This is a genomic window from Rhizobium sp. BK661 (assembly GCF_024808825.1).
Lineage (GTDB): Bacteria > Pseudomonadota > Alphaproteobacteria > Rhizobiales > Rhizobiaceae > Rhizobium.
Genome location: NZ_JANTYT010000003.1, coordinates 227,895 through 246,583 on the forward strand (window position 1 = coordinate 227,895; position 18,689 = coordinate 246,583).

The window sequence follows — 18,689 nt, forward strand, 5'->3', positions numbered from 1 at the left end:
GATGGGCAACGCAAAACCGCTTTTGGAAATTCGCGGCCTGAAGATGGAAGCACAGATCGACGGTGCGTGGACCGAGATCGTCCATGGTGTCGATATCGATCTGAGGCGAGGCGAAGTGCTGGGCCTGATTGGCGAATCCGGCGCCGGTAAGTCGACGATCGGACTTGCGGCCATGGGCTATGCCCGCAACGGCTGTCGTATCAGCGCCGGCTCGGTCTGTTTCGATGGAGAGGAACTCGTCGGCCGCAGCGAAGCTTTTCTGCGCAAGCTTCGGGGCCGGCGCATCGCCTATGTTGCGCAGTCGGCGGCAGCGAGCTTCAACCCGGCGCATCGCCTCATCGATCAATATGCCGAAGCGCCGGTGACACATGGCCTTCTGACCAGGCATGATGCGGAACGGCAGGCCGTCGACCTCTATCGCCGCATGCGTTTGCCCGAACCCGACATCATCGGCTGGCGCTACCCGCATCAGGTTTCCGGTGGCCAGTTGCAGCGCGCCATGACCGCGATGGCGATGGCCTGCAAGCCTGATCTCATCATCTTCGACGAGCCCACAACGGCGCTCGACGTGACCACGCAGATCGAAGTGTTGGCCGCGATCCGCGATGCAGTCCGCCAGTTCGGTACGGCTGCGATTTATATCACCCACGATCTGGCCGTTGTGGCGCAAATGGCGGATCGAATTAAAGTGCTTTTGCACGGACGCGAGGTGGAAGACCAATCCACACGCGACATGCTCACGGAGCCGAAGGAAGCCTATACCAAGAGCCTGTGGTCAGTCCGCTCGATGGAGGCGGAAGATAAACCTTCGCCGGCAATCGACGTCCAGCCGTTGTTGAAGATCGACTCCGTCACAGCATCCTACGGCAGATTGAAGGTACTGCAGGATGTTAGCCTCGAACTCCATCGCGGTCGCACGCTTGCACTCGTTGGCGAATCCGGATCAGGCAAATCCACCACTGCTCGCGTCGTGGCTGGCCTTCTGGAGCCTAACAGCGGCCAGGTGTTGCTGGACGGGCAACCTCTTCCCCCGAGCTTCAAGCAACGCAGCCGGGATATGTTGCGGCAAATCCAGATCATCTATCAGAACGCCGACACCGCGCTCAATCCGCGCCAACGGGTCCGTGATATCATCGGCCGGCCGATCGAATTCTATCTCGGCCTCACGGGCGCCGCGCGCAACCACAAGGTCGATGAGCTGATGCACCGGATGGAGCTCGACCCCGCCAAGTTCGCGGATCGCCTTCCGTCAGAGCTATCAGGAGGGCAGAAGCAGCGCATCGGCATTGCGCGCTCCTTGGCGGCCGAACCCAAGATCATCATCTGCGATGAAGTGACGTCGGCACTGGATCAGCTCGTCGCCGAAGGCATACTGCGGCTGTTGAGAGAGATCCAGGAAGTGACCGGCGTCTCCTACCTGTTCATCACTCACGATCTGGCGGCGGTTCGCGCCATTTCGCACGACTGCGCCGTCATGCAAGGCGGACGGGTTGTCGAACAGGGGAAGGTCAGGGATGTGCTGCAACGGCCGGCGCAAACCTACACAAAGACCTTGCTGGCCTCGGTGCCGGACATGGATCCGGATTGGCTGACCCGCCGCCTGGAAGCAGGAGCATCTCCGAAATGATCGACGACCCTGAAATCCTGGCCTTCATCGCCAAGACGGAAGCATCCTATCCCGCGGATTCGAATGTCGCTTCGGCCGCGGACAACCGCCGCCATTATGATGCGATGTGTGCTGTCTTTCGCCAGCCTCGTCCCACGGATATCAGCGTCATCGACACTGCCGTCAATCATGTCCCGGTGCGGCACTACATACCGGCTCATGCCAGCGATGGCCGGCCTTCAATTCTCTATTGTCATGGCGGCGGATTCGTCGTCGGTTCCCTGGAAAGCCACGACGACGTTTGTGCCGAAATCGCAAGCAGCACCGGCATGCATCTGACCGCCGTCGACTACCGTCTTGCGCCGGAGCACCGCTATCCCGCTCCGATCGATGACGTTGAAACGGTCTGGCGTCATCTTGCGGTGAAAACGCCGCGACTGATTACGGTCGGCGACAGCGCCGGCGCCAATCTCTGCGCGGCGCTCGCCCTGCGCATGCGGCGCCTCACCGGCCCGATGCCGATAGCGCAGCTCTTGATCTATCCCGGCCTCGGAGGAGACCACTCCTGGCCGTCCTACATAGAGAACGCGGAAGCACCCTTGCTGCGCACTTCCGATCTCGCCGGCTATCGCGTCGCCTATTCCGGCTCCGAGCAGCCATCGGATCAGGAGTTGGAGGAAGTATCGCCTCTCAAGGCCAAGGACTTCTCGGGCCTGCCCCCAACACGGGTATTCACCGCTGATGTCGATCCGCTGCGCGACGACGGGAAGGTCTATGTCGAGCGCCTGATAGCCGCAGGCGTCGATGCCGATTGGCGCAACCACGAGCAACTCGTGCACGGCTATTTGCGCGGCCGCATCATGAGCCGCCGAATTCGCGTTGCATTCGAGGAAATCTGCCGCGCGCTACAAGAGATGGCAAAGAACGTTTCCCTCACGCCCGACTTTGCCGGTTAGGCGAGGCTCGTTGCGAGCACACCTTCGGTCCTATGCCGAGCCAATGCTGGCATGGGCCGGAAAAGTCAGGCCGATGGCGTCCTCGTAGCTCCGGGGACTGAAGCGTACGTAGAGAGCAAATACGACCACGAGGCACGCCAGGTGCATGATCCACCCGCTGGCAAAGCTGCCGGTCATGCCGTGGAGGAAGGATGTGGCAAAGGGTCCAAGCGATGCAATCAGAAAGCCACCTCCTTGCATCAGGGAGACGAGAACGCCGGCCTGCTCCGGCCGTGGCAGATGATCCAGCGCCGTGACAATGGCAAGGGAGAAACTTCCCCCGAGCCCAGCGCCGCAAATCGCCACCCACAGGACCGGCAGCATTCCCGAAAGAAATGCCAGCCCCGCAAAACCGATGGCCTGCATCAGAAGGGTCACCAGCAACCAGCCGCGGCGATCGATGCTGCGGCGCGCCAGGTTGGGCAGAAGAAGGGCTGAGACGGCCTGGCTGACCGCCATGATCGCGACCAGATTGCCGCTCTCAGCGTTCGACCAGCCGTGCGCTTGATAGTAGGGCGCGAGCCAAGCGACCATCGACGAATACCCGCTGTTTACCAGACCAAACGCGATCATCAATGTCCAGGTGCGCGGACGGCGCAGCAACAGACCTGTCAGATCCTTGTCGGGTTTGGACGCCTTGGAGTCCGACAGCACAAGGAATGCCACACAAAATGCGATCGCAGCGGGTACCGCCAGCCAGGCAAGCGCGGTCCGCCAATCGTATCCATTGTTGACGAGGGCCGGCGTCAGCCGCGCACCGACCGCGCCACCGCCCATGAGCATACCCGAATAGAGGCCGGTGACAGCAGGCACGCTGCCCGGGAATTTTGCCTTGATGATGCCGGGGAACGCTGCCTGAATGAATGCCACCCCGACGCCGCAGAGCGCCGCCGTCAGGATGAACGAAAGGCCCCCGGGTGCGACGAGCCTCAGCAGAGAGCCTACCGTCAACAACGCGAGGGCGGCAAGGATGCCGCGGCGTGTGCCGATCGCAGCTTGGATGCCAGGCGCCACGAATGCGCCGACGCCCATCAGCAACATCGGCAACAAGGTCAGCATCGCAAGCATGCTGTAGCCCATTGCCGTGTCGGCCACGATATTCGCAACGACCGGCGCCGGCGCGGTGAGGAATGGCCGCAGGTTCACTGCAATCAACATGACAAGGAGTAGCATCGGCCAATGCCGATCGCCGGCAGCCTGGGTGACCTTCAGCATTTGATGTTCCAATATTGCAAAGACGCTTTACCTCGGGCCGACATCGTGACTGCAATGTGGGGTAGCGCCGTGTGGAGTCGCTCGCGGCTGCAATTCAAGGCTTGTCAGCAGCTCCGCGAGTCGGACCGCCGCGGATACGCCTTCTACCACCGGGACCGAATGACGGTCGGATAGTTGCTGCGCCATGTCGGCCATACCGGCACATCCCAGAACGATCGCACCGGAGCGGTCCACGCGAAGCGCATCACGGATCCCCTCGCCTATGGTCGAGAGTGCCGCACTCGGATCCGCCTCCAGTCCCAGTACCGGAATGCCGCACGCCCGTACTGTCCCAACCGATGCAAGGCCGTAGCGAACGAGGTTGTCTTCAAGCACAGGGATCGAGACCGGCAGCGTCGTGATGATGGTGAAGCGCCTGGAAATCATCGCGGCGATCCGCGCGGCAGCCTCGCCGATGCCAATGACCGGCTTGCGGGTGAGCATGCGCGCGGCATCAAGGCCGGTGTCGTCAAAACAGGCGATGATATAGGCATCCATCGCGCCGCTGCGTTCGGCCCGTTCAATGCAATCGAGAAGGCCGGGGACAGCCCTCGCCCCATCGACGGCGCCTTCGATGGAAGCCGGGCCCCGATCGTTCTGCATAGCAATGATTTCAGTCGTCTTATGCGCGGCCCTCAAGGCCGCAGCGCCGATTGCGGTCGTCATGGACGATGTCGAGTTGGGATTGATAATGCCGATGCGTGTCATGAGAGAATTCCTGATGTCGCTCAAGCCAGAGACTGCCGTCGCCAACCCGTCGAACGGACTGCCGAGGCGCCCTATTCGATGAGGCTAGTATCGCGGCTGTGGCGCCAGAACATGTCAGGTGTCACCAAGAGATCCCGCAGCCCCAACCGGTCGATCAACATCTCTGTCTCGCGCTGCGCGGCATCGAGAACAGCATCCTGGTCAATGCCTACGGGGTTGCGGTCGCGGAGCAGCACGCGACCGCCAACCAGAACGGTGTGGACATCGTTGCCGTTGGCAAAATAGGTCACCCGGAACTCCGGCATGTTCGCCGGATAGAGGTGTGGGCGCCGCAGATCGACGAGAATGATATCCGCCTTCTTGCCGGGCTCCAGCGATCCGATCTCATGGTCGAGACCAAGAACGCGTGCCGCATCGATCGTGCACATTTCCAGGACCTTGCCCGGCGGTAGCCAGCTCGGATCGTGGAAATGGGTCCGATGGTAATGCATGCATTGCTGCATGTGCCGGAACATGTCCGCAGAACGATCAGGCGCCGTCGCATCGGAGCCTATTGCAACGACGACACCGGCATCGAGAAGCTCGGGAACCGGACAGCGCGCCAGGATAGAAGCAACCGCGCTTGGATTGTGAACGATGCGCGTCTCTGTCTCTGCGCAGATTGCGATTTCGCCGTCATCAACTCCTGTGGCGTGAGAGAGAAGCGTGCGCGGCCCGAGAATCCCGATCTCGCGTGCGATGCGAACGCTGCCTCTGGTATGACCGTCCTGGGTGAAGAGCAAACCGCGCTCGTCGGCCAGGCGCTTGACCTTGCGCGATTGCGCGATCGCATCCTCGGCGCCGCGAGCATCGAGGTGTTCCTGATGCAGCGTTGGCGTCAGCAGCGCGACATGCAGACGATCCTCGTGAGTGCGATGCCAGCGATCAACGAGGGTTTGGCACGTTGAAAGCTGCTGTTCGAACGAGACAGCATGGTCGAAGCGAACGGAGTCTTCCCAGCGCGCATAAGTCAGAGGTTGCGGCGGCCTTGTCGTGCCGACGGCAACGACCGAGCGCGTGCCGACGCCAAGCACGCCCTCCATATGGGCGTCGCCATAGACCGGCTCATCGGTGCGCATGACAGAATCGCCGCCGCCGAGCAAAGAAACGCCCGTCGTCACACCGAAGCGCAAGCGCTCCAAGGCCGCAAGCTGCGCCTCGGCAAACCAGAATTCCGGCGTCGAACCGACCGTGTAGGCGCCCTGGCATGCGCGATACCAGAGGTCGCTTCGCCCGCCGCCCATCGTCTTGATGAGGCCATGCCCGGCATGCGCATGGCTGTCGACCAGCCCGGGCATGATTGCCATACCACCGGCATCGATCGTTTCCCGCGCCGGATGATCCCTTGCAACCTCCTCCGAGGGGCCGACAGCGACGATGCGGTCGCCCTCGATGGCCACGGCCCCATCGGGAATGATCCGCCGCTCGTTGTCGATGGCGATCACGGCGCCGTTTCTAATCAGAATGTCTGCCATTGTTTCAAATTCTCACAGACTGGCGACGGCATTCTCTTTGGAGAGAATGCGATCAAGGGAAGGAGCCAGGCGCAAAAGTTCGCGCGTGTAGTCGTGTCGCGGTGCCGAAAACAGGGTCTCCGTATCGGCCAACTCGACGATCTCTCCCGCCTTCATCACGGCGACGCGGTCGCACATCTGGCGGATCACCGCCAGATCGTGACTGATGAACAGCATAGAGAGGCCGGCGAGATCACGCAGATCCTTGAGGAGATTGAGGATCTGCGCCTGGACCGAGACGTCGAGTGCCGAGGTTGGTTCGTCGCAGATCAGCATGGATGGCAACGGCCCCAACGCTCTTGCGATGGCTATGCGTTGCCGCTGGCCTCCCGAAAAGGCATGCGAGAACCGGGCACCGGCGTCTCCCGGCAAACCGACCGCTTGCAGCAGAGTCTTCGCGTCAAGGCGCGCTTCCTCCGCCGTCGAGGCGAGCTTGTAGAACAGGATCGGCTCAGCGATGGCCGCATTGATCCGCAGCCGCGGATTGAGCGCCGAGTACGGATCCTGAAACACCATCTGCAGCGACTGGCGAACCGACTTGTCACGGCGCGCGCCAAGCTCGGTGCCCTGGAACTCGATCTTGCCCGAGGTTTGCGTGACGAGCCCGGCGATCGTGTTCGCGACGGTGGTCTTGCCACAGCCGGATTCGCCAACGAGGCCAAATATCTCGCCCCGGCGAACATCGAATGAGACGTCCTTGACCGCACGGAAGACGGACGACTTGCTGCCAGGCATAAAGGAACGGCTGCCATATTCGACGCACAGGTTACGAACGTCGAGAACGACGTCTGTCTGCTTGGCGCCGCCGCGGCTTGTGCTCTTCGTGCGGACCGCCTCGCGGGCCTGGAGCGTGGTTTCGGTCTCCTCGCTCGGAACCGGCAGACGCTTCAGCCGCGTGTCGATCGGCGGTACGGCCGATATCAGCGTGCGAGCATAGGGTGCCTTCGGCGATGTGAGCACATCGCGCGCTGGTCCGCTTTCGATGATATGGCCGTTCTGCATGATCGTGACGCGATCGGCGATCTCTGCAACCACGCCCATATTGTGCGTGACCAGCAGAATACCCACCCGACGCACGTCGGCGAGATCGCGGATCAGCCTAAGGATTTGAGCCTGCACAGAGACATCGAGCGCCGTCGTCGGCTCGTCGGCAACGATCAGTTGCGGATCGCAGGCGAGCGCCGTGGCGATGACCACACGCTGCCGCTGGCCACCCGACAGCTGATGCGGATAGCTGCCGAGCCGGCGCTCCGGCTCCGGAATGCCAACGGCCTTCATGAGGCCGAGGGCCTTGGCGCGTGCCTCTCGCCGGCCGATTTTCAGATGTGTCAGCATGCCCTCGCACAGCTGGCTCTCGACCGTGAAGAGCGGGTTGAGGCTCGTCATCGGATCCTGGAAGATCGCGCCGACATCGCGGCCGGGAATGATGCCCGCGGTACGACCGGTACGAACATCGATCGGCTTGCCGGCGATGGCGATCGAGCCGGATGCGATCCTGCCGGGAGCCTGCAGGAGGCCCATCAGCGCGTTGCCGACGGTCGTCTTGCCGGCGCCGGATTCACCGACCAAGGCGTGAATTTCGCCGGGCTCGATCGTCAGATTGACGTCGTTGACGGCTGCGAGGGTCTCACCGTTGGCGAGCGGATATTCGACCCGCAGGTTCCTGATCTCCAGGACAGGTTGCGTAGCGTTTCTCATCAGCGTGCCATCAGTTTGGGATTGAAGCGATCTCGCAGGTAGTCACCGATGATGTTGACTGCCAGAACGAGAATTACGAGGACAGTGGCCGGCATCACGGCGATCCACCACAGGCCGGAAAACAGGAACTGGTTGCCGATGCGGATCAGCGTGCCGAGCGACGGATAGGTCGGCGGCATGCCGGCGCCGAGAAACGACAATGTCGCCTCCGTCAGGATCGCGCCGGCGAGATTGATCGTCGCAATGACCATCACCGAGCTCATCACGTTGGGCAGGATATGGCGCAGCATGATACGGCGTGGCGGCAGGCCGATGACCTTGGCAGCGCGGACATAGTCCCTCGATATCTCGACCATGCTGGAGGCGCGCACTGTGCGGGCATATTGAACCCACTCGTTGATCGCGATCGCGACGATCAGGATGAGCGGCGCCCAGGTCAGAACGGTATCTGCGTCCAGCTGTGCGCGTGCGATACCGCTGATCAGAAGCGCCACCAGGATCGTCGGGAAGCTGACGAGAATATCGGCGATGCGCATTACGATGCCGTCGACCAGGCCGCCGAAGAAGCCTGCGATGAGGCCGAGCGCGACGCCGACGGCAGCAGCGAACAACACCGCCCCGATACCAATGAGGATCGAGATCCGCAGGCCGAAGAGGATGACGGAAACCAGGTCGCGGCCCTGGTTGTCAGTACCGAGCAAGAAGCGAGGGTCGCCGCCCTCCATGAAGATCGGGGGGATTTCCATGTCCATCAGCGAGTAGGACGAGACATCGCGGGGATCCATTGGCGCGATCATCGGCGCGAAGATCACAAGCACCAGCATGATCGCCAGAACGAGGCAGGCAATCATCACGGAAACCGGCGGGAGCCTATGCAGTAGACGAGCTTGCGTGGCCATTATCGTGTCCTCAAGCGGGGGTCGATGAAGGTGTAGAGAATGTCGACGATCATGTTGATCAGCACGAACAGGAAGCCGACAAACAGCAGGTAGGCCGAAAGAACGGGAATGTCCGGATAGCCAACGGCATTAGTGAACAACAGGCCCATGCCGGGCCACTGGAACACCGTTTCCGTGACGATCGCGAAGGCGATGAGCTGGCCGATCTGCAGGCCAGTCACTGTGACGACAGGCATCAGCGCGTTGCGCAGCGCCAGACGCCCATAGATGTAAGAGCGCGGTAGTCCGCGCGCGAAGGCGAAACGAATGTAGTCCGACGAGAGCACGTCGATCATCTCGGAGCGGACGAGACGCATGATCAGGGTCAACTGGAACAGGGCGAGCGTGATCGACGGCAGGATCAGGGACTTCAAGCCGGAGATCGTCAGGAAGCCGGTTTGCCAGAAGCCGAGATCGACGAGATCGCCGCGCCCCGATGAGGGCAGCCAGCGCAGATTGACCGCGAAGATGAGAATGAGCAGCAACCCGGTGACGAAGGTCGGCATGGAAATGCCCACAAGCGTCAGCGATTGGGTCAGCCGCGACCAGAAGCCGTTCGGCTTCAGCGCACAGACGACACCGAGGGGGATGCCGACCGCAAGCGACATGACGGTGGCGACAAGCACGAGTTCCAGCGTCGCCGGAAGCCTGCTCAGCAGCAGGACGCCAACCGGTTGTTGGTAGCGGAAGCTCGTGCCGAAGTCACCTTGCAGCACCCGACCGACAAACTCGATGAATTGCACGACGAGCGGCTTGTCGAGGCCGAGGGTGGCGCGAAGCGCGTCCTTCTCGGCCTGGGTTGCGCCTTCCCGAACCATCGCGGCGACAGGATCGCCGACGAACCGGAACATGATGAAAGCAATGGCCGTGACGGCCACCATCACCAGAATGGCCTGAAGCAGCCTTACCGATAGAATCCTGAACATCAGAAAGTACCTTGCAGGAGCGCGCTCGGCCGATCGGCTAAACTGCGCTGCTTTGCGTATTCCGTTCCCTCGTCCGAACGCGGAACGGATCGAACCGGCCTGACGAACGCCATCGTGCGTCGTCCCATTGGATAGGGCTTATCACCCAATTCAACGCGTGATCCCGAGGTCCTTGCGTCACTCGGGATCACGGAAGCGGCTGGTTTACTTCAGCTGTGCGAACCAGGGGCGCACGTACTCATCAGCGAACTGCGGAATCTCCACCTTGTCGCTCATCGCCCAGGCAACCGGCTGCTGGTGCAGCGGCAGGTAAAACGCCTGGTCATGGGCGATCTGGAAGGCGGTCTTCAGCATACCGACGCGCTTGCCTTCATCGAGCTCGACAGACGCTGACTTGGTCAGGGCATCGATCTTTGCGTCGGAAAGGCCGTTCGGGTTGCTGCCGCCGTAGTTGCCGTCGTTGGTCGCCAGGAGCGCCTGCAGGACGCTATAGCCGTCCATCGGAGGCAGGGAGGCCCAGCCGAGCATGTAGACGTCGAGATCGCCCTTATCCATACGCGGAAAATACGTTGTCTTGCTTTCGACAGCGACATCCGCCTGCACGCCGACCTTGGCCCACATGGACGCGATCGCCAGGCAGATCTGCTCGTCGGCGATGTAGCGGTCGTTCGGGCAGGCCAGGCCAACCTTGAAGCCGTCAGGATATCCCGCTTCCGCGAGCAGAGCCTTCGCTTTCTTGGCATCATAGGGCAAGGGCACGTCGATCGACTGATCGTAACCGGTGACTTCGGGGGCGACGAGCATGCCGGAGACGCGTGACTTGCCACGCATCAATCGCTTCTGGATCGCATTGACGTCGACCGCGTGCCAGAGGGCCTGTCGGACCTTCACGTCGAGCAGCGGATTGGGCTTGCCGGGTGCGGCATGCAGTTCCGGCCGGAAATTGAAGCCAAGGAAGATCTCGCGAAGCGACGGGTTCTCGACGACCTTCAGACCCGGGGTGCTACCGATCCGGTCGATGTCCTGCAAAGGAACCGGCGCGATCATGTCAAGTTCGCCGGAAAGCAGAGCGGCCACGCGGGTTGCGTCCGACGCGATGGGGCGGAACTCGACGCCGGTCAGGTTATGCTGCGGCTTGTCCCACCAGTTTTCGTTGACGGCAAAGACGGAACGAGAATCAGGCTCGTAGGTCACCAGCTTGAAGGCGCCGGTGCCGTTGGCATGGTTGCTGGCATAGGTCGTGACGCCAGTGGAGGCATTGCCGGGCTTCAGCGCCTGATGTTCTTCCATCCACGGCTTGCTCATGATGTAGATTGCCGCAAGATCGTTAAGCAGAAGCGGATATGGGCCGCGCAGGATCAGGTCGACCGTGTAGTCATCGACTTTCTCGACGCCGACGACGGCGGAGAGGTTCTCGCGGTTGCGCGCGCCGGGATCAATCTGGCGCTGGATCGTCGCAACGACATCGTCAGCATTGAAGGGCTGCCCTTCGTGGAACTTCACGCCCTGGCGAAGGTGGAAGCGCCAGCGTGTTGGCTCGACGACTTCCCATGACGTTGCGAGCGCGGGCTCGAGCACGAGATCCTTGTTACGGCGCACCAGCGGATCGAACACCATGTGGTGCACGCTCTGCGTGAAGCTGTCGACCTGTGCGTTCGGATCATACGAGATGACATCGCCGGCCGACGACCAACGCAGGGTCTTTGCAAGCGACGGCGTCGCCAATGGCACCAGGATTACCAACCCTGCCAGGAGGGTCTTCAGATAGTCTTTCACATCAGTCTCCCATTTTTGGTATACATATTTGTCATCTTATTGGATACGATTGTTCCCGAGCATTAAAGTACATATGATGTGCACAATATCAAGCGCAATATTCGATTTTGCTTGATTGTGTACAAAATGCTCGCAAATATTCTTGAGGGAGGAGCCGCAATGGCGAAGGTTTTGCTGATCGAGAACGGTGTCGTCATCACCATGAACCCGGAACGGCGTGTCCTGGAAAAGGCACATCTGCTGATCGAAGACGGACGAATCTCGGCCATATCGGACGGCGCGATTGCCGCGCCCGCAGACGCTGAACGCATGGACGCCACGGGCATGGTGGTCATGCCAGGCCTCATCGACACGCATGCGCATGCCGGCCACACCTTGACCAAAGGGCTGGGCGATGGCTCTGAACAATGGATGGATACGACCGGACGCGTCTACGCGCAGGCGACGGATACCGAATTCTGGGCCGCCGAGGCGGCGTTATCGGCCCTGGAGCGGATAAAATGCGGGACCACCACGGCCGCGCTCCTCTTCGGCGGCGGCCCGGATATCATGCGCACGGAGGCGCCCGAAGCCGCCCGTGCTCATCTTGCCACGATCCTCGACATGGGTGTGCGCGAGGTCCTCGCCATCGGGCCAAACCGACCGCAACGGCACGTCTATCGCACATACACCGGAGATGCGTTCGTTGAGACCCCGGTCTCTACCGAGGCGCAATTGGCCGTATGTGCGGAGCTAGCCGAGGAGTGGGCAAAACGCGACGATCGCATTCGGATTGCAATGTCCCTTCCCGTCTTCGATGCCAGCGAGTTGCAGAATCAAACTGTATACAATCTATCAAGACAGTTGCGAGATCTTGCACGCGAGAAGAGTACACTGCTCGTTCAAGACGGTCATCGCTCCGGCTCCATTGCTGCCAATGCAGCTGCGCTAGAGCTTTTCGATGAACGCTCGCTTCTTGCCCACTGCATCGACCTGACAGAGGAAGACATCGCCGTCTTGAAGCAGAGCGGCGCGAAGGTGGCCCACAATCCGAGCGCACTGATGTCTGTATCCGGTCGCTGCCCTGCCCCGGAGTTGATCGAGCAGGGGATCACCGTGTCGCTGGGTACGGATGCCGCCGCCCCCGACCGTTCGTTCGATATGTTCCGGAATATGTTTCAGGCTCATCGCTACCATGCACGGCACTTCCGGGACGACCGTGTCCTGCCACCGATGCAGCTGCTGGAAATGGCAACGATCGAGGGCGCGCGAGCACTATCGATGGAACACGAAATCGGTTCACTTGAGCCCGGCAAGCGCGCCGACATCATCCTCGTCAACATGCGTCAACCACACCTCTGGCCACCTGCGCATCCCGTGCAGAGGATCGCACGCTTCGCAAACGGCGCTGACGTGGACACAACGATCGTTGGTGGTCGCGTTCTGATGCGCTCACGCAAGCTCGTCGATCATGACGAGGACGCGATCCTCCATCGTGCAGGTAGGGCTTTCCGGACGATGATGGGACGAGCGCAGCTTGCCTGACGGCGAAGAGGCAATATCGGCAATGGCAGGCAGACCAGGGAGACGACCGTGACTGCAGACATTCTTATCCGCAACGTCAGCCCACTCGGTGGCGCACCGGCTGACCTCTATATCCGTGACGGTTGGCTTGCGCAGAACCCCGCGCAGAAGCCGGCAATTGAAATTGACGGGAGCGGCCACATCGCGCTGCCCGGTCTAGTCGAGGCGCACACCCACCTCGACAAGACGCTGATCGGCATGGACTGGTTCGAGAACAGCGTCGGCCCGACCCGCAACGACCGGATTCTGGTCGACCGGTGTGCCAAGCGGGAGCTCGGCATTGATGCACGCCGCCAGTCTGCACGCCAGATCATGCAGACTTTGGCGTTCGGGGTCATGCACATCCGCAGCCATGTCGACGTGGACACGGAAATCGGCATCGCCAACATCGAGGGCGTCATCGAAACCCGCGACAGGCTCAAGGACCTTGTCGATGTACAGATTGTCGCCTTCCCGCAAAGCGGCATGCTGGTTCGCGAGGGCACGCTTGCTCTGATGGAAGAGGCGCTGAAAGCCGGTGCCGACGTCGTCGGCGGGATCGATCCGGCAAGCATCGACCGCGATCCCGTGCGCCATCTCGACGCGATCTTTGCCCTTGCCGAACGCTATCAGAAGCCAGTCGACATTCATTTGCATGAACCGGGAGACCTGGGCGCCTTTTGCCTCGAACTGATTCTGGAGCGCACGCGCGCACTTTCCCTGCAGGGCCGGGTAATGGTGAGCCACGCCTATTGCCTCGGCATGCTCGACGGCCGGCGGCAGCGTTCGCTCATCGATGCGTTGGAAGCGGAGCGTATAGCGGTGATGACAGTCGGAAGCCCGTCGGCGCCGGCGTTGCCACTCCGCATCCTGCGCCAGTCCGGCGTTGTCATCGCCTCCGGCTCCGACGGTATCCAGGGCACCTGGGAGCCGTGGGGCAACGGCGACATGCTGGAGCGCGCCAAATATCTTGCACAACGCAACGGCATGACCAACGACGCGGACCTCAGGGACACGGCGAGCATCTGCACTTTCGGTGGCGCCGAAGGCATTGGATTAACGGATTACGGCCTCTCTGCGGGCTGCCGGGGTGACCTTGTGCTCGTTCGAGCCCGAACGCTCGCCGAAGCGGTCGCACTGACGCCGCAGAAGCGCACAGTCATCCGTCGCGGACGGGTCGTCGTACGTGACGGCGTGATGAGCGAGGAACTGCCGAATGTCAAATGACGCATGGAGGACCAAAGAGGCCGGCCCGACGCTTTTGAGTGCACGCTGGGTCGTCGGACATCAGAACGGCCGCCATGTCCTTTTCGAGAACGGCGAAGTCGTCTACGAGAGTGGCCGGATCGTCTTTGTCGGCCATCACTACAAAGGCCCGGTCGCGCGCCGCATCGACCACGGCATGGCCCTTATCGGTCCGGGTTTTATCGACCTGGACGCGCTTTCGGATCTCGACACCGGCGTGCTCGGCCTCGATCATCAGCCCGGCTGGAAGAAGGGACGCGTCTGGCCGCGCGATTATGTCGATGCGGGGCCAGTCGAGATGCTCGACCCCGAAGAGTTGGCGTTTCAGAAGCGGTATGCTTTCGCCCAACTGATCCGGAACGGCATCACCACCGCGCTTCCCATCGCCTCGCTCTTCTATCGCGAGTGGAACGAGACCCCGGAAGAATTCGCTTCCGCGGCCGAGGCGGCGGAATCCCTCGGACTTCGCGTCTATCTCGGGCCGGCCTTTCGGGCAGGTCATTCCGTCGTCGAACCCGATGGCAGTATCGTCGTCGAGATAGACGAACTTCGCGGCGTCGAAGGGCTCAAGACAGCAATCGAGTTCTGTGCCACGCACGAAAACCGCAGCGGCGGGCTCGTCCGCACGATGCTATCTCCCGACCGGATCGAGTTCTGGACAGCCGACCTCCTGAGGAGAACGGCAGAAGCAGCACGCGATCTTGATGTGCCGGTTCGCCTCCATTGCTGCCAGTCATCATTCGAGGTCGAGACAATCCGGCGTCGCTTCGGCATGACGAGTGCCGGCTGGCTCCAGCAGATCGGATTTCTCTCCGAACGAGCGCTGCTGCCGCATGGGACCCACGCCGATCGCAATGATCTCGACATCATCGCCGGAGCCGGCGCAACGCTGGTCCACTGTCCCCTGGTGATGGCAAGACATGGAGCCGCCCTCGATCATCTTTCCCGTCTCCGCGGGAGCGGCTTGCGGATCGGCATGGGCACCGATACCTGGCCACCCGACATGATCTTGAACATGCAGCTCGGCCTGATGCTCGGTCGTGTAATGGCAGGCGAAATCGACACTCCGAGGTCGGCCGACCTCTACGATGCAGCGACAATCGGCGGCGCCGACGCACTTCACCGCCCTGACCTTGGACGGCTGCAACCGGGAGCCGCGGCGGACATCGTCGTCGTTGACCTGTCGAACGATCGGCTCGGAGAGATCATCGACCCCATCGCCTGCCTCATGACGTCCGCATGCGGGCGCGACGTTCACTCCGTCATCATCAACGGGCGCACAGTGATGGCGGAAGGCCGAATCCCGGGCTTCGATTTCGAGGCGGCACATCAGCGTGCGCAGGCGCAATTTGAGCGCCTCGTGGCACGCTATCCCGAGAGAACCTGGCGTCATCCTGCGATCGACGAGATCTTTCCTCCCACGTATCAGAGGCTCACAGCATGAAAAACGTTGGGATCATCGGGATGGGCGAAGGCAATCCTGCCGTTCCACGCCTTTACGTGCTCAACGACGCAGTGGTAGCGTCGCCATTCTCTGGGTCTGCACACACTTTACGTCATTGCACGCTTGGATTTTAGATTAGGACGGTCATGGCCTCGACACTTCGCGATAAGAATCAGAAATCGGCGGTATCCAAGTCCGATGCCGTGTACCGCACCTTGAAGCGTGCGATCCTCGATCAGGCGCTTGCGGCCGGCACAAAGCTGCCAGAGGACTCGATCGGCGAGCGGCTCGGTGTAAGCCGCACCATCGTCAGGCAAGCGCTCGCCCGGCTGAACGGCGAAGGCCTGATCGAGTTGCGCCCCCACAAGGGCGCGTGCGTCGCGCAGCCCAGTCTCGAGGACGCTCGCCATATCTTTGCCGTCCGCCAGGCACTCGAAACGCTGGTTGTCGACACGTTGATCGGGACGTTGACCCCGCAGCAGATCCGACAGCTCGAAGCCCATGTGGATGCGGAGGACGCGGCACGCACCAACAACACGTCGGCGTCCATCCAGCTGGCGGGCGAATTTCACGTGCTGCTGGCCAAGCTGACGGAAAACGATGTGCTCCTGCGCTACGTCACCGAACTGGTTTCGCGCTCATCGCTGATCCTGTCGCTATACGGACGCCCGCATTCGCCTGACTGCGCGGTGTCTGAACATCGGGAACTGATCGCCGCCCTCGACAAGGGCGAGCGGGAACAGGCCTGCTCGCTGATGCGGCATCATATCGATGCCATCACCACTCGGGCGCTACTCAAGGGCAACTCGGAGAAGGATTTCCCCGATTTGCTTGCGGCGTATGCGAGGGAAGAGGGATTGTAAGGCAGGCAAGGCGCCAGTGCGGAAGGGTTCAAAAGCCGTCACCGCCCGCGATCATATCCAGAAGAAAGTGCGATTACAGCGAACGGTATGGAATCTCTGACGGCCTTGAAGCCTCAATGGTCAAGTGCTTGGTGGCGATCGAAGCCGCCTGGAGAATTCGCTCCTTCTGCAGGCTCGGGCCGGCAATCAAGGTGTCAATTCCGATGTTCGTTCGTCCGCGATCATCTTGCCCCAGATCGAGGTCGACCTCGAAGTACGGCACCAGCATCGTTGCCGTCCCGCGGACTTTCACGGATTCGTGGTCAACCGGCACAAACTTGGAAATAATGCGCCATTCACACTCCTCGCGAAACGAAGGATCCTTGAACGCACAGGCGAGTTGTTGGTAGCGGGTGACGATCTGGTTTGCCAACTCTTCGACCCGCTCATTGCCCAAGGCAGTGGTGGCATCGATCGCCGTTAAGGAGTGATCTATGAACTCCTTGGCGAGCGCAGCCTTCTGGCTCTGCTCATAGATGCATTTGATGAGGCGGAAGCCCGACCGCTCCGCAATCTTTTGCAGGTCGCGGACCAAAAATCCCAGACATAGGCCTCCTCCAACACCATATCCCCTCCACTGGCTGAGCAGATCGTCGTCTTCCGCAAAGGATGCCGTGTAGACATATCCCTGCTTGAAGTAGTCAACGAGAGAGGCGACCCGAAGCAATACGGCCTGATGTCCAGCGGACGCGTCCTTTGCGCGGGTCTCGGCTTCCGTTTTCAGGTAGCCAAGGCCGTAGACGAACTCCTCTGAATCATTGAGGTAATGAATATTTGTCGCCCACATCATTTTCGAGCCGACAATACCGAGAAAGCCCTGAAGCGTTGTGTAGTGGAAGAGACGCGGCTGCAAAGTTGCTGTGGCCCTCCCGGTGGATTCCGGCAAAAGGGCAAGGTGACTTTCGATCAGGTTGGGCATAGGTCGAGCTCCGTTAAGGCATAACCACGCTACTCGTCTACAATACAGATAGGCATCCGCCTATCACCAGCGAACCCACCGGTTGATCTTCCAGAGACAATCAAGACACCTAAAGACAGGATCGCCAAATCTTGCCCTACGGCGGTCGCGGGTTACCGTCGCGGCCCGTTCCGAACAGCTCAACGACCCACCGACTTGAGGGATGGTGACGACAAAACGTCAGCAAGGCGATCGAGATCGGCACGCCAATGAACGCGCCGAATACTCCCCAGAGATAGCCCCAGGCGAATACTGAAAACAACACGATAACAGGAGAAAGCGACAGCGCACTGCCTGAGACGCGTGGCTCGATGTAGCTACCGACGGCGAACTGTATGAGATTCAGCCCGATGAAGACCGCCAATACCGACTGCCAACTGTCGAATTGGATGAGGGCAAACATCGTGGGAAACAACGTTGCCACGAGCGGACCAACAAACGGGATGTAGTTGAGCGCGAACGCTATGATACCCCATTCTTCGGCGAGGGGCAGACCGAGTGCGCGTGTGAAGATCCAGACAAGCAGACCAGTTGCGATGCTCATCACCGTCCTGATTGACATGTAGCGGCGAAGTTTCTGTGCTGTTTCCCGGCTCCCGTTCAGTAGGAGCTCTCTCGCCGACTGGCTTCGCATCGCGGCAATCCTGCGGGCAAAATCCTCGACCTCCATCATCCCAAGCACAACGTACGTCAGCGCGATGAGCCAGAAGCTCAAGGCGCTGTTGACGTGGCTGCTCACGGTCTGAACAGCGCGTAGAATGGAGGTCGTTGAAAAGCTGTCGACCGAGAGCACCGCAACGGCTATGCCCTTGTCCTCTAGCCAGGCACGGATTTCTTCATAGTGCTGCTGGAAGCGGGAGGCATCGGCAATGACCCACCGCCCCGCCTGCCCAAAGGACCAGGCCACAATCCACGCGAACACCACAAAGGCCAATACGACAACAAGCAGGCTCACAAGGAGCGCAACGTAGCGTGGAACGATCCGTTGCATCCTCTGCTGTACAGGCCAGAGAAGAGCAATCACCAAGAGGGCAAACGTCAGCGGAGCAAGGACAGTCCTTGCCATCGGCAGCATTGCAAGGACGAGAAGTACCGCAATCAGGACCCAGGTTGCGGAAACCGCCCTCTCGCCACTTTCCCGCAT

Annotated in this window: 15 protein-coding genes; 6 read left to right on the plus strand and 9 right to left on the minus strand. The window is 61.0% G+C overall.

Annotation, left to right across the window (positions count from 1 at the left end; translation table 11 throughout):
* The first annotated feature begins 1 nt into the window (after nt 1).
* Both FHX16_RS09915 and FHX16_RS09920 read left to right on the plus strand, forming a co-directional pair.
* Nucleotides 2-1,627, plus strand: a complete 1,626-nt coding sequence (locus FHX16_RS09915; protein ID WP_183861785.1) for an ABC transporter ATP-binding protein — start codon at nt 2-4, stop codon at nt 1,625-1,627.
* On the plus strand, nt 1,624-2,562 hold the full coding sequence (locus tag FHX16_RS09920) for an alpha/beta hydrolase (RefSeq protein ID WP_183861787.1): 939 nt from the start codon (nt 1,624-1,626) through the stop codon (nt 2,560-2,562). Before FHX16_RS09915 ends, FHX16_RS09920 begins: the two co-directional genes overlap by 4 nt.
* 30 nt (nt 2,563-2,592) lie before the next feature.
* Here FHX16_RS09920 and FHX16_RS09925 read toward each other — a convergent pair whose 3' ends face one another.
* The 7 genes from FHX16_RS09925 to FHX16_RS09955 all read right to left on the minus strand — a co-directional run bounded on the left by FHX16_RS09925 (nt 2,593) and on the right by FHX16_RS09955 (nt 11,454).
* Entirely contained in the window at nt 2,593-3,816 is a 1,224-nt protein-coding gene (locus FHX16_RS09925; protein ID WP_183861789.1) for a cyanate transporter, read from the minus strand.
* Between the two features lie 27 nt (nt 3,817-3,843).
* Nucleotides 3,844-4,563, minus strand: a complete 720-nt coding sequence (locus FHX16_RS09930; RefSeq protein WP_183861791.1) for an aspartate/glutamate racemase family protein — start codon at nt 4,561-4,563, stop codon at nt 3,844-3,846.
* Between the two features lie 71 nt (nt 4,564-4,634).
* Complete coding sequence (locus tag FHX16_RS09935) at nt 4,635-6,077, minus strand: amidohydrolase family protein (RefSeq protein WP_183861793.1); 1,443 nt, start codon at nt 6,075-6,077, stop codon at nt 4,635-4,637.
* Nucleotides 6,078-6,089: 12 nt separating this feature from the next.
* A complete protein-coding gene (locus FHX16_RS09940) occupies nt 6,090-7,814 on the minus strand; it encodes an ABC transporter ATP-binding protein (RefSeq protein WP_183861795.1) in 1,725 nt (574 codons plus the stop codon).
* Nucleotides 7,814-8,713, minus strand: coding sequence for an ABC transporter permease (locus tag FHX16_RS09945; RefSeq protein WP_183861797.1), 900 nt, complete (start codon nt 8,711-8,713; stop codon nt 7,814-7,816). The genes FHX16_RS09940 and FHX16_RS09945 overlap by 1 nt, the downstream gene beginning before the upstream one ends.
* Nucleotides 8,713-9,678: an ABC transporter permease gene (locus FHX16_RS09950; protein ID WP_183861799.1), complete on the minus strand. Its 966-nt coding sequence runs from the start codon at nt 9,676-9,678 to the stop codon at nt 8,713-8,715. Before FHX16_RS09950 ends, FHX16_RS09945 begins: the two co-directional genes overlap by 1 nt.
* 204 nt (nt 9,679-9,882) lie before the next feature.
* A complete protein-coding gene (locus FHX16_RS09955; protein ID WP_183861801.1) occupies nt 9,883-11,454 on the minus strand; it encodes an ABC transporter substrate-binding protein in 1,572 nt (523 codons plus the stop codon).
* A gap of 159 nt (nt 11,455-11,613) precedes the next feature.
* Here FHX16_RS09955 and FHX16_RS09960 point away from each other — a divergent pair, with 159 nt between their 5' ends.
* The 4 genes from FHX16_RS09960 to FHX16_RS09975 all read left to right on the plus strand — a co-directional run bounded on the left by FHX16_RS09960 (nt 11,614) and on the right by FHX16_RS09975 (nt 16,548).
* On the plus strand, nt 11,614-12,978 hold the full coding sequence (locus tag FHX16_RS09960; protein ID WP_183861803.1) for an amidohydrolase family protein: 1,365 nt from the start codon (nt 11,614-11,616) through the stop codon (nt 12,976-12,978).
* Nucleotides 12,979-13,026: 48 nt separating this feature from the next.
* Entirely contained in the window at nt 13,027-14,223 is a 1,197-nt protein-coding gene (locus FHX16_RS09965) for an amidohydrolase (protein ID WP_183861805.1), read from the plus strand.
* A complete protein-coding gene (locus FHX16_RS09970; protein ID WP_183861807.1) occupies nt 14,213-15,685 on the plus strand; it encodes an amidohydrolase family protein in 1,473 nt (490 codons plus the stop codon). The genes FHX16_RS09965 and FHX16_RS09970 overlap by 11 nt, the downstream gene beginning before the upstream one ends.
* A 146-nt stretch (nt 15,686-15,831) precedes the next feature.
* Nucleotides 15,832-16,548: a GntR family transcriptional regulator gene (locus FHX16_RS09975; protein ID WP_183755450.1), complete on the plus strand. Its 717-nt coding sequence runs from the start codon at nt 15,832-15,834 to the stop codon at nt 16,546-16,548.
* Nucleotides 16,549-16,621: 73 nt separating this feature from the next.
* Here the strand turns inward: FHX16_RS09975 and FHX16_RS09980 are convergent, their stop codons facing one another.
* Together FHX16_RS09980 and FHX16_RS09985 are read right to left on the minus strand one after the other, a co-directional pair.
* Nucleotides 16,622-17,506 (minus strand): DUF2971 domain-containing protein, encoded by an 885-nt coding sequence (locus FHX16_RS09980; protein ID WP_183861809.1) that lies wholly within the window; start codon nt 17,504-17,506, stop codon nt 16,622-16,624.
* 136 nt (nt 17,507-17,642) lie between these two features.
* Complete coding sequence (locus tag FHX16_RS09985) at nt 17,643-18,689, minus strand: AI-2E family transporter (RefSeq protein WP_183755448.1); 1,047 nt, start codon at nt 18,687-18,689, stop codon at nt 17,643-17,645.